General features: G+C 42.3%; 7 protein-coding genes. 1 reads left to right on the top strand and 6 read right to left on the bottom strand.

What is annotated here, in order from left to right; translation table 11 throughout:
• Positions 1-58 precede the first annotated feature (58 nt).
• Positions 59-1,510, top strand: coding sequence for a TrkH family potassium uptake protein (locus tag NXV01_RS09330; RefSeq protein ID WP_148366421.1), 1,452 nt, complete (start codon positions 59-61; stop codon positions 1,508-1,510).
• 132 nt (positions 1,511-1,642) lie between these two features.
• Here NXV01_RS09330 and NXV01_RS09325 read toward each other — a convergent pair whose 3' ends face one another.
• The 6 genes from NXV01_RS09325 to NXV01_RS09300 all read right to left on the bottom strand — a co-directional run bounded on the left by NXV01_RS09325 (position 1,643) and on the right by NXV01_RS09300 (position 12,310).
• Positions 1,643-3,025: an SGNH/GDSL hydrolase family protein gene (locus NXV01_RS09325; RefSeq protein WP_234132302.1), complete on the bottom strand. Its 1,383-nt coding sequence runs from the start codon at positions 3,023-3,025 to the stop codon at positions 1,643-1,645.
• A gap of 68 nt (positions 3,026-3,093) precedes the next feature.
• Positions 3,094-4,227: a glycoside hydrolase family 130 protein gene (locus tag NXV01_RS09320; protein ID WP_259022243.1), complete on the bottom strand. Its 1,134-nt coding sequence runs from the start codon at positions 4,225-4,227 to the stop codon at positions 3,094-3,096.
• Positions 4,228-4,398: 171 nt separating this feature from the next.
• Positions 4,399-6,555, bottom strand: a complete 2,157-nt coding sequence (locus tag NXV01_RS09315) for a GH92 family glycosyl hydrolase (protein ID WP_259022242.1) — start codon at positions 6,553-6,555, stop codon at positions 4,399-4,401.
• Positions 6,556-6,578: 23 nt separating this feature from the next.
• A complete protein-coding gene (locus NXV01_RS09310; protein ID WP_259022241.1) occupies positions 6,579-8,852 on the bottom strand; it encodes a GH92 family glycosyl hydrolase in 2,274 nt (757 codons plus the stop codon).
• Positions 8,853-8,902: 50 nt separating this feature from the next.
• On the bottom strand, positions 8,903-10,891 hold the full coding sequence (locus NXV01_RS09305; protein ID WP_259022240.1) for a sialate O-acetylesterase: 1,989 nt from the start codon (positions 10,889-10,891) through the stop codon (positions 8,903-8,905).
• Between the two features lie 117 nt (positions 10,892-11,008).
• Entirely contained in the window at positions 11,009-12,310 is a 1,302-nt protein-coding gene (locus NXV01_RS09300; RefSeq protein WP_217722056.1) for a DUF5005 domain-containing protein, read from the bottom strand.
• Positions 12,311-12,443 lie beyond the last annotated feature (133 nt).

Genomic DNA, 12,443 nt, shown 5'->3' with positions numbered 1-12,443 from the left:
TTTTCACCGACTAATACTTAATACCTGATACTTAATACCTGATACTTAATACTAGTTTATGATTAATTCAAAGATGATATTCCGGATTCTGGGCTTTCTGCTTCTGATAGAAACAGCGATGCTGTTATGTTGTGGAGCGGTCTCTCTTTTTTATAAAGAGAATGACTTGCAGAGTTTCCTGATTTCATCTGCTGTCACAGCCTGTATCGGCGTTCTGTTGCTTGCCGTCGGGAAAGACGCAGTGAAATCCTTGAATCGCCGCGATGGATATGTCATCGTCAGCGCAGCATGGGTTACCTTTTCCCTTTTCGGAATGTTACCTTATTATATAGGAGGATATATTCCCAATGTTACAGATGCTTTTTTTGAAACGATGTCCGGATTTAGTAGTACGGGGGCCACTATTCTGAATAATATTGAGTCAATGCCCCACGGAATACTTTTCTGGCGGGCTATGACGCAATGGATAGGTGGTTTGGGTATTGTATTCTTCACCATTGCCGTTCTGCCGATTTTCGGTGTGGGCGGAATTCAGGTATTCGCAGCAGAAGCCAGTGGACCTACTCATGACAAAGTGCATCCCCGCATTGGCATCACCGCTAAATGGATTTGGGGTATTTATGCCGGAATGACGGGAACACTGATTATTTTATTAATAGGTGGTGGCATGAGTATATTCGATAGTATATGTCATGCTTTTGCAACGACCAGTACCGGTGGGTTCTCTACCAAACAGGCCAGCATTGAATATTACCATTCACCTTACATAGACTATGTAATTTCCATTTTCATGTTCCTTTCAGGAATTAACTTCACATTGCTACTGTTGATGTTTAATGGGAAAATTAAGAAGTTCCTACATGATGCGGAACTGAAGTTCTACTTTATTTGTGTTTCATTCTTCACTCTATTCATTGCTGTCTGGCTCCATCAGACTTCTTCTATGGGAGTAGAGGAGGCATTCCGGAAATCGCTTTTCCAAGTGATTTCATTGCAAACTTCTACGGGATTCGTCACAGCTGACTATATGCTTTGGCCTTCCATCCTTTGGGGCTGCCTCGTCATTGTGATGATTATCGGAGCTTGTGCCGGCAGTACAACAGGGGGGATCAAGTGTATTCGTATGGTTATTCTGTTTCAAGTAGTGAAAAATGAATTCAAACATATTCTTCACCCTAACGCCATACTTCCGGTGCGGGTAAATAAGCAAGTTATTTCCCCTTCCATCCAGTCTACTGTATTGGCTTTCACCTTTTTGTATGTAGTTATTGTTATCATCAGTGTTCTTGTCATGATGGGCTTAGGAGTCGGTTTCTTGGAATCAATAGGAACAATAATCTCAAGCATAGGCAATATGGGACCAGGCCTCGGCACATGTGGCCCGGCTTTCTCGTGGAGTGCATTGCCCGATGCTGCCAAATGGCTGCTTTCTTTCTTAATGCTCTTGGGACGCTTGGAATTATTTACTGTATTATTGCTTTTCACTTCCGACTTCTGGAAGAAGAATTAAAAACTCAAATTCTCAACAATACTTATCCCTATGAGAAAAAATACTCATACCTATGAGAATATATTTCCATTGGTATGAGTATTTTTTCTCATTACGATGAGTATTCTATCGTATTTCTACGTCATTATCGCATCATATCTTTCTAAGTAAAATCTTTCTTACTACAGGTTTATTAACCTCATAAATCTTATTGATAAGAACTTCCATTTCCTGCTCACGAGCTTCACGGACAGGATCCAGCATCATCTTTGAATACATATCGCGACGTCCTTTCAACCAGACATTCTTATCCACGTTTTCATCCATTATCTCAATTGCTTTTCTATCATTAGCGAACAACAATCCCTGCTGCTGGAAAAAGCCAAATTGACACCATGCATACTCTCTGAATGTTCTTTCAATCTCCCAACGATATTCATTCAGGTGCATCACTGTCAATGCCTGTTGATATTGAGGAGTTTTGGATTCGGCAGCTAGATTAATGCCTTTTGCCAAGTCGTCTCCACTCCATATTCCAATTTCTTCCTCATCAATCAACAATTTATAATCACCTTTCAGACCTGTTACTTTCAGAACCTCACGATTCATTTCATCCATAAAAGGAATGACTTTCGTAGCTTCTGCCTGACCCTTTTTTTGTCCCCATCCACGGGCAATCGTATCCAAAGGATAAGGAAGAGCTTCTGCCAGATAGTCAAAGCTCAAATCTTTCCCGTTCTTCTTGATATTTGAGACTGTACAATTCTCTGCTTTAACTGCCTGTTTCTTATTAGCATTTATCTCCATTTCTGCTACTTCTTTACCCACAAATCCTTGTGCTTTCAGGAAAAGGTAAGCCATCACCATGTGTCCGTCATTATCCGGATGAATACGGTCGCTGCCACAAAGCGTAAATGCCGGATCTTTCTGTTGGTTTTGTTGATTCAAAGCAACCATAGGAGCATTCAAATCCGTAAATTCCCAATTGTTCTTAGCTGCAGATTCTTTCTGGTATTCAACGATACGTTTGATAGTTTCGTTCTTTGTTTTGAACGGTACATTCTCTTTCAATTGCACGGTTTCATCATAAGGGGAAGTTCCGACCATCACAATACGGGTATCAGGAAGATCTTTGAAACGCTTCTCCATTTGCTGATAGTTCTTGATACTTTCCTGATATTTCTGTTCACCGAATTCTTTGGGATTATCCCCGTTATATTCAAAATATCCGGAGTCATTCATACCAAAAGTAACCATCAATACAGAGGGTTTCATTGGGAAAATATCTCCATCCAAGCGTTTGTTCATATCATATGCCGTATCTCCGCCAATACCACCATTCAATATGCGGAGAGGCATATTCGGAAAACGAGTCATATAATACAACCAGATATACGAATGGTAATGACCGCCATCCGTGATACTGTTTCCTAAAAATACTGCTCTTTCACCCTCTTTAAAAGGTTTCACAGTTTGAGCAAAGGCAGTAGTATATGTCATACAAACTGCCGCAATCAATACAAAAATCTTTTTCATGTCTTAATATTTTTTACAAATACAAATGCCAAACAGAAAGATTATGATCTTCTTCATGAACATTTTCTTTATTTTTTGAGAGAATCGTATACAGCAACTGCCACGCGAGAATCAGCACAGCCATAATAGAGGAACCACTTCTGGTTGTGGAATACAAGTCCCTCGATAAATACCGTTCCGGCAGGGTATTGTCCGCTTTTCTCAAAGTCTGATTCGGGAGTATAGAACGGTTTATCCAGACGATCGATTAGTTTGGTAGGGTCTTTACTATCAAACAGGGCTTGTCCGGCACAATAGGAATTCGCTGTATAAAGCGTATCCCCCTCTGCACCCGATTTGTTTTTACCGTTATAAAACAACAGGATTCCTTTATCTGTCAGGATAGCAGGAGGACCACATTCGGTCAGGTCACTGTCGAATTTACCCGGACGGGGTATCATGACTTTCAGGAATTCGCCGTTTTCATCCAACATTGGTTCCCAGTTGGCGAGGTCTGTGGAGGTAGCTACATTGACAAACTTTTCTCCCCAATACATCCAGTATTTCCCATCTATTTGAGCGATCACTTGTTTGCCGTCAACTAATTTAGTCAGGATAGAGGCAGACTTTGAGAATTCATCCAGAAATCTTCCATTATAGGCTTTGGCAAAAGCAGGTCCGTGTTTTTCCCAAGTTTGGAGGTCACGTGAGGTGGCCACTGCCAAACGTGCCTGTTTACGATTCCATTGTGTGTAATGCATTACATAGAGTCCGTCTTCTGTTACGGCAACGCGCGGGTCTTCGCAACCACCCGGATTCTCGAGTTCTTTCTGACTATCGTCTGCCGGATAAAATACGGGAACAGACATTCGTTGGAAATGGATTCCGTCATCGGAAGAAGCGTATCCTAAACGGGAAGTACGTGAACCGATACCGGTTGCCGAATTATCTTCAGCCCGATAGAGCACTACTACTTTTCCATCATAAACGGTGGCAGCCGGATTGAATGTATCGCTCGCCTCCCATGCCACTGAATCCTGCCTCATCGGACAATAGAAAATAGTAGTAGTATCAGGTGAGATAATTGGATTAACGCCTTCCGGACGCTGGAAGTCCGCCCACGCCCAATCCGGAAATTCGGATGTTTGTTTCTTCTCGCCGCATGAAGTAACGAATGCGGCAGCCATCAATAGATAAGCTATGTTCTGTAGTTTTCTTTTCATTCTTACGTTGTTTGATTAATATGTCTTCATAATTAGTTTTTATAATAAAATAGGCACGGATTACACAGATTAACGCTGTTGCTTTACATACCCATCATTCTAAAAACCGTGAAATCCGTGTAATCCGTGCCTAATCTTTTTGCAAAATTATTACCAACCTGCTTTATTTCTTTAAGGGAAAGAGGGAGGCACCACTTTAGTTCCCCATTTTACATCGGGTTTGGCCGAGGTAGCAAAATCAATAGTCCCACCATTATTAAGTTGATTCCAATCTATCCATGTACTATCATACGGTTTGCCATTCAACTTCATGGATTTGATATAGATATTCTTTTCCGAACCGCCTTTTATCACTATATCTCCTTTCTTCAGATGAACTTTCACCGATGAAAAGATTGGTGTATTTACAGTAAAGCCTCCTATTCCCGGTATTTCGGGATAAAGACCGATACAGGCAAACACATACCAGGCACCCATCGTACCTAAATCATCATTACCCGGCAGACCGTCAATTTTACTTGAATACTGTTCATTCAATACACGGTTGATAATTTCCTGTGCTTTGTAGGGAGTTCCCACCCAGTTGTATATCCAGGGGATATGGAAACTCGGTTCATTGCCGGAAGCAAACCAGGCATCATTGTAGCCGGCATCCAGACGGGTGAAGAATTCGTCCAAACGTTTCTCTGCCGCGGCTTTTCCACCGATTATTTCAATCAGACCGGCAATATCGTAAGGCACCATCCAGAAATAATTCTTATAGGTCGATTCACGGAAGTCTTCAGTCAAAGGTTTCCACGAACCATCCGGATTACGTGATTGCAACCAGCCGGTTTCCGGATTGTACAGATTCTTCCATGAACGGGCAAAATGAAAATAACGCCAACTTGCAAATTCATCTCCTACGGCGTGCAATGCAAACTGTCCGATGGCAAAATCCGCAGAAGTATATTCCAACTGAATGGAAGCATTATAATATCCTTTATCCAAATACTGTTTCAATCCCGGACGCGCCTCCACATTCTGCGACATTGCTCCCGGTTCTTCGGCTCCCTTTCTCATTATTTTGAAAATCGGCTTCGGATCATAATTACGGGCACCAAAAGCATAGGCATTAGAGATCAGGATAGGAGTCGGATCTCCTTGCATCACTCCGGTTTCAATATTCGCCATGACCCAACGTGGATAAGCGCCGCCAGCTTCTTCAGCAAATAGTTGGTGAGAAATCACAATATCAGAAGCTACTTCGGGATCGAGCATCGACAATAATTGAATCTGTGTGCGATAGGTATCCCAGTTGCTGAAAGAGGTATAGTGTTTAGAACGGGACTTATGCACCTTGAAATCAGCTCCCATATACTCTCCGTTCACATCACTGCATACATTCGGGTGAATGAACGAACGATACAGATGGGTATAAAATTGAGTGGTCCGGTCCGGATTAGTGCCCTCTACTTCGATTTTACCCAAGTAGTCATTCCACTTGGATTCTGCCTGGTTTTGAATCTGTAAGAAGTCCCATCCGGTATTCTCTGCTTTCAGATTCTCACGTGCATTTTCTACGGAAACATAAGAAACACCAATCTTATACTGGATATTTTTCTTCTTGCTTACATCAAAAGTAAAGTAGACTCCGGAATATTCTCCCTCGGCAAAAGTGGTGTTCGGTTTCAGTTCATCTCTTTTCCAGGTTCCCGATTCCAAGGCATCGGCATCAAATTCTGCAACGAAATAGACTTTATACGGTGTACGCAGACCGCAGAAATTGCCACCCTCCGCATAACCTTCACACTTATTCGGTGCAGTGATTACAACGGCTGCCTGCTCGATCGGAGTGGCGGAAATACCTCCACCGATAATGACCGTACCATATTGTTGATCTGCCGGATATTCATAATTCGCCATACCGGTTCTTTCGGTCACAGTCAGTTTGGCTTTGATATCTTCCTGCACCATTGCCTCATAATAACCTGCGTGTCCTTTTTCTTCAGAGATATTGATACGATAGTTGAGAATGTTGTCCGGAGACATCTTCAGTTTGCCTTTTACCGGAAAAGTAGGGAAGTTGCCCATGTGTTCGCAACCGCCGCCACTCAATTGGTTGATGACGAATCCTGAACGTTTGGAAAAGTAAGAAGGGGTGAACTGCACCATTCCATAAGGATAGGTGGCTCCGGGATAAAGATATCCCGAAGTCAGACCAACGCCTTTTGTACCTATCAGTGTATTCACCTGACGGGCATAATTGCTCCCGGCATTCTGTGCCAGGAGGCTCCCCCACCCTCCAATCAATACCAATAATAAACCTGTTAAAACTTTATTTTTCATACTGCATTTCGTTGTTTCTTTTCTTATTCTTTCGACAGAGAGAAAGGAGCGGCATATTTTGACGTGCATCTTTCTTTATTCGGTTGCCCTCCCATTTCAAAACGGAGCGTACCACCGTCTGCTATGTCGTCATATTTAATGAAATTCTTGTCCAATACACGTCCATTCAAAGTAGCAGACTGGATATAGACATTCTCTTTATTGTTGTTATTTGCTTCGATCACAAACTTATTTCCGTTTTCCAGCGTTATGGTAGCCTTTTTAAATAGTGGACTGCCAATCACATATTCATCCGTACCCGGACAAACGGCATATATACCTAATGAACTCAATATATACCAAGATGACATACCGCCTTGATCTTCATCACCCGGATATCCTCTTTCTGTTGAATTATAGAGTCTTTCAACAATCTGACGTACCCAATACTGTGTTTTCCATGGCTGTCCGGCATAGCTATACAAGTAAGGCATGTGCTGAATCGGCTGATTGCCATGTGCATACTGTCCCATCCCTGCCAATTCCATTTCTTTCATTTCATGGATCACTCCTCCGTATGTTCCCGGCTTGATAGTGCTGGGCAGGGTAAACACTGAATCTATTTTGGTAGTAAACTTCTCATCGCTTCCGAACAAGTTGATTAATCCTTCGGTATCATGGAATACCGACCAGGTATAATGCCAAGCATTGCCCTCACAGAAAGGTCCGCCCCATTCCAGCGGGTCAAACGGTTCCTGCCATTTGCCATCGACTCCTTTTCCACGCATAAAGCCGATGGATGGATCGAATACATTCTTATAGTTGTACATCTGACGAGCAAAAACTTCCTGATAGTGTTTGTTTCCGACCATTTTTGCCAGCTGGTAGCCACAGAAGTCATCATAAGCATATTCCATGGTCTGGGCACTCGATCCCATTGATTCCGGATAAGGAACATATCCCAGTTCAAAATATTCTTTCCAGAAGCCGCGTCCGTTGGCTCCTCCCCAGGGACCTTTGTTCATCGCTTCGTGTGCGTATGCTTTCAAAGCTTTTTCCGGGTCGAAGGTGCGGATGCCTTTTGCCCATGCGTCTGCCAATAATGAGATGGAGTGATTACCCAACATTCCTCCCGTTTCTCCGGGAGCCGACCAGGATGGCAGCCAACCGCATTGTTCCTGTGCGGCAAGCAAAGCATTCATATAACGTCCCTGCATGGTGGGATGAAGAATATTGGTCAGTGGGAACTGTGAACGGAAAGTATCCCAGAATCCATTATCGGTATACATATATCCGTCATATACTTTGCCATCGTAAGGGCTGTAATAATAAGGTTCTCCGTTCGCTTTACGTTCGTAGAATTTACGTGAGAAAAGATTAGCACGGAACAGACATGAATAAAAAGTCTTCATTTGTTCTTCTGTTCCACCCTCTACCTGAATTCTGTTCAGCAGTTCATTCCATGTTTTTTGTCCACGGGCTTTAGTAGTTTCCAGGTTGGAGTCTTTACCCAGTTCATCGTTCAAAGTAATCACAGCCTGTTCTGCACTGATATAGGAAGAGGCTGCCTTAGCCTGTACTTTCGAGCCTTTTTTAAACTTGATATAAGCACCATAACCTTTGCCTGCTCCCTCCTGTTTTTTAGAGAAGATTTCATCTTTCTGATTTTCCCATACGCCGTAATCTTCAAATGCTTTATCGAATTGCACAACGAAATAACTGCGGAATGTCTTGGAATTATTTACAAAACGCTGGTTATTCACCCAACCGGATATTTGTCTCTTGGCGGGATCTATTTTGATTTCACTCATATCCGTATATCCGTCTATCACCAGATAGGCGTCTCCAGTAGAGGGATAGGAAAAACGCAAATGCACGCCGCGGGTAGTCGGTGCCATTTCGGTGGTAATGCCATTATTCAATGTTACTTTATAATAATGCGGCTTGGCTATTTCATTGTCATGACTAAATTTCGTCGCCCGTTTATCCTGATTTACGACTAGTTCTCCCACCATCGGCATAAAGGAATATACGGCATAATCACTCATCCACGGGCTGCATTGATGTGACTGGCAGAATCCTCTGATGGCATCTACCGCATACTGATACTTCCAGCCCTCTCCATTCTTTCCGGTTTGTGCAGACCATGTGTGCATGGCATAAGGCATACCGGTAGTAGGATATGTATTTCCATAACTTAATCCAAAATGGGAATCAGTGCCCTGTAACGTATTGACGTATTGCACCAAGTCTTTCGTTTGAGCGTATATTCCAGTGGAAATAAAAAGAAAGATTACTAGATAAATTAGTTTTCTCATGATTATTCTTTAATGTGTAACGTACTATTTTTACTGATAGATTGAATGAATCATTTATTGCCAGCAGTGATTCCCGGCCAATCATCCGTACGGAATGGAGATGCCGGAAGATTGGCTCCATTATACAAATTACAGATCGGATTATCAGCCCATGCATATCTAACTGCTACCGGGAAAGCGACTGCCGGCGAAGATACTACGATTGTGTTACCCTCAATCACAGCATCAGCCCAATGGAATTTATGATCGACACCGGCAATAGTAAATCCTTTTATTATTTCGTTATTTGCAGTCTTCAACCCACCGTCCGTATGTTTGAAATAAATACGGATCTTATTACCTTCCATCTGATACGTATCATACATTGGACCGGAATATGGTATTTTCTCACCATAAGTCTGTGCCCGCGCAGCCAATGCCAAACGCCTGCCGACTTCCTGTTTATTTTTCGGATGAATATCAAAAGCATCACCTATATCAATGGTCACAGCCATTCCTGTATTTTCAAGATGCAATGTTCGCGTTTGAGCCTCTCTCAATTCAGCCCAGGTTGCATCCACCGGAGAGGTTTGTTGAGCTGTGAAACTGGCAAGTTGTACCATATAAAATGGAAAATCAGTTCCCCAACGATTCCGCCAGTCGGTAATCATCAATGGCATCAACTCACGATACAGATATGCTTGTCCGGTATTAGCCTCACCCTGATACCAAATGGCTCCCTTTATGCTATAGGGAATCAACGGATTCAGCATCGCATTAAATAAGAAGCCGGGAATATTAGGTTCATTAGCTGTATTTACAGGCATTTGTGGAATATCTTTTATATTCAAAGAAACCTGATATTTCCAATCACCGGCCAATGGTATAGCGTCTGATTGAGAGCGATGGAGTGAGATACTTTCAGGACTTCCATTTATACCACCCGTACCTCCTGTGTCCATCACACGCACAGCAATCACCGCCTTACCACCTTTTACCAGTTCTTTGGGTACTTTGTAGCTTCTGGGAGCCATCCACCCCTCGGTGTGTCCCACTTGTACGCCATTGAAATAGGTGAAATCATTATCATCAATTACTCCGACATTCAACGTCAGTTCTTTACCTTCCCATTTTGCCGGAATATCTATTGTTTTTCTAAACCAAACAATACCATTAAAGCCTTTCAAGCCTTGCTCCTGCATCAGCCCCGGCACTTTCATCGTTTTCCATGCACTGTCTTCAAAGTCTGTGACTGTCCATACAGCTCTGCCATCCACAAATCCTTTGTCAATCTTTTCAATCTCTTTCTTCCAGTCTTCCACATCTGAATGGAATTTCTTTTCACGATCTTCGGATGAAATTGGAAGTCCTTTCAGTACCTCCAGTTTCTTCTGCATATCCGGCATGGTTGCCAAAGCCTCTTTACTCGTCCATGTTTCAATATAAGTACCTCCCCAGGAAGTATCTATCAGTCCGATTGGCACATTTTGATACTTATGCAAATCGCGCCCGAAAAAATAACCGGCTGCCGAAAAGTCTGCCACACTTTTTGAAGAGCAAACCTGCCAACCATTACCTGCTGCTTTCATATCATTTACTGGCAATGGACTTGTTGCTTTCTCTACCAACAAGAAACGAATATTCGGATAGTTGTTCGCCTCCTCTTTCTCTTGTTGATAGTTCATCACTTTACCCCAACCTTCTACCTGCATTTCCATATTGGATTGGCCGGAACATACCCATACTTCACCAATCATCACATTATTCAACTTTACTGGTTTCCCGTCAGAAATAGTTATCGTATATGGGCCTCCGGCGACCGGAGTATCTACTTTAGTCTTCCAATTCCCTTGTGCATCAGCCTGAATAGTATATTTCTTCTGATCCCATGAGGTAGTAATTTCTACTTTCTTATTGGGTTTAGACTTACCCCATACAGGAGCTTGTGTTTGTTGCTGCAACACCATGTTATCAGAGAATATGGGGAGCAAATTCACTTGTGCTGAAAGCGTAGCACTCCCTAATAAAAAGAACAGAGAGATTGCAAGATTCTTAATCATATTTACTATTTTTAGTCTACAATAATATAAAAAAAACATAGAAACAGGTGTTATCTATAAACTTAAGCTATACTTTTGGAGAAAGCAGACGTCCCAAATAGATTGTCTTGATATATTTCAGTCGAGTGGAGCGTCATTATCATACAACGACTCCCAATTAAATACACGGTAGAAATAAGGACGATAGAAGTCTGCACTACCCGGTGTATTGAAGTTATCCCAGAAGCTGGCACAGTCGGTATTGGTAGAGAATACTAACTCACCTGTACGTGACAAAGCCGGATGAATATTTACCATATAAACATGCTGATAGCGCTGTTCGCCAATCTTATCCAGAAATTCGGGCAGTGTAAAGAGAGTCTTTTGGTCGACAAACGGACCGTAAGGATGCTTACTACGGAACATCAGCACATCCCGTCCGAACCAAATGGATTGTCCAATCATGTAGTAAGTATCTCCTTTCTTAAATACCCATGGCATGGAACATCCACTTTCTAAAGGGATAATCGTTGAATATTCTGCATCTTGGGTTGAAGGGTACTGTGTTGTCCACGAGAAATTTCCTTGCGGGTCGACTACATAATATTCCCACTGGCTACCAAGGTCGTGGGTGGCAGTACGTGCTACAGCCACTTTGTAATTAGAAGTTGTATAAAGATAAGTGTGCCCGTCTTCGTCTTCCCACATGGTATCACCATAACCTAATGAGTGATCGTTAAAATCATCGTTACGACTGATAAGTTTCATATAAGTAGCATCTCCTGGCTTTCCTTCCAAACTGTAAGTAGCCAAGCATGTACCGAAGCGGCGCATCAGATTATTTGGATCTGTATTATCGACAGCTCCCCACAACATTTGCATCTGATTATTATATATCGTAGCATCTCCTGCCCAGTAGAGATAATCCTGGTCAATCTCTCCGGCTTGTATTTTCTCTGCGGAAAGTGTAGCTTTCGGATGGCGAATGTGAGTACGCACCTGATAATATCTATCGGCATTAGGATCACTCGTCTGTACATAATCGGCTAACCAGACCAAGTTTTCATCTTTCTCACCAGGTGTTTGCACCATGATACTGTTACGCGGGAAACTGGAATTGCCTCGTGTACGATTTTCGTTGACTACACCATAGAAGCTATCATTGAACGACCAAAAGATATTCCCGTCAGGCAAGCCGGTAGTAAACACTCCATCGCCTCCATTCCAGCCCAATGACCGGGTAAAAAGGGCATTGTATTTCAAATCCTTATAGACGAACACTTTCCAATATTGCCCTGCTCGATTAGGCATTAGTTCGAGGTTCCATTCAGAGTCAATTTGAGGCATCTTCACATCTGAATTGCCATAATAAGGTTCTTGCTGACCGCTACATGCCCCAACGAAGAGTGCGACACTTAGAATAAGGTGAATTGGTTTCATGTTAATTAAGATATTTAAGATTATTAAGTTTTTTAAGTTTATAGGGTAAAGACGATTCAGAAATCAAAAACCACTAATTCGAAGATATCTTTTCTTTAGATGTATTTTTCAGTTACCACCATCCTAATATTAT

Origin of the sequence: Bacteroides sp. BFG-606 (genome assembly GCF_024788145.1) — a bacterium.
GTDB lineage: Bacteria > Bacteroidota > Bacteroidia > Bacteroidales > Bacteroidaceae > Bacteroides > Bacteroides vicugnae.
Note: the sequence above shows the minus strand (reverse complement) of the source record. Positions and strands in the feature narration are given on the sequence as shown.

Excerpts from the sequence above, each read along its gene's own strand:
- NXV01_RS09330 (WP_148366421.1), top strand. The coding sequence starts at position 59 with ATGATTAATTCAAAGATGATATTCCGGATTCTGGGCTTTCTGCTTCTG.
- NXV01_RS09325 (WP_234132302.1), bottom strand. The coding sequence starts at position 3,025 with ATGAAAAAGATTTTTGTATTGATTGCGGCAGTTTGTATGACATATACT.
- NXV01_RS09320 (WP_259022243.1), bottom strand. The coding sequence starts at position 4,227 with ATGAAAAGAAAACTACAGAACATAGCTTATCTATTGATGGCTGCCGCA.
- NXV01_RS09315 (WP_259022242.1), bottom strand. The coding sequence starts at position 6,555 with ATGAAAAATAAAGTTTTAACAGGTTTATTATTGGTATTGATTGGAGGG.
- NXV01_RS09310 (WP_259022241.1), bottom strand. The coding sequence starts at position 8,852 with ATGAGAAAACTAATTTATCTAGTAATCTTTCTTTTTATTTCCACTGGA.
- NXV01_RS09305 (WP_259022240.1), bottom strand. The coding sequence starts at position 10,891 with ATGATTAAGAATCTTGCAATCTCTCTGTTCTTTTTATTAGGGAGTGCT.
- NXV01_RS09300 (WP_217722056.1), bottom strand. The coding sequence starts at position 12,310 with ATGAAACCAATTCACCTTATTCTAAGTGTCGCACTCTTCGTTGGGGCA.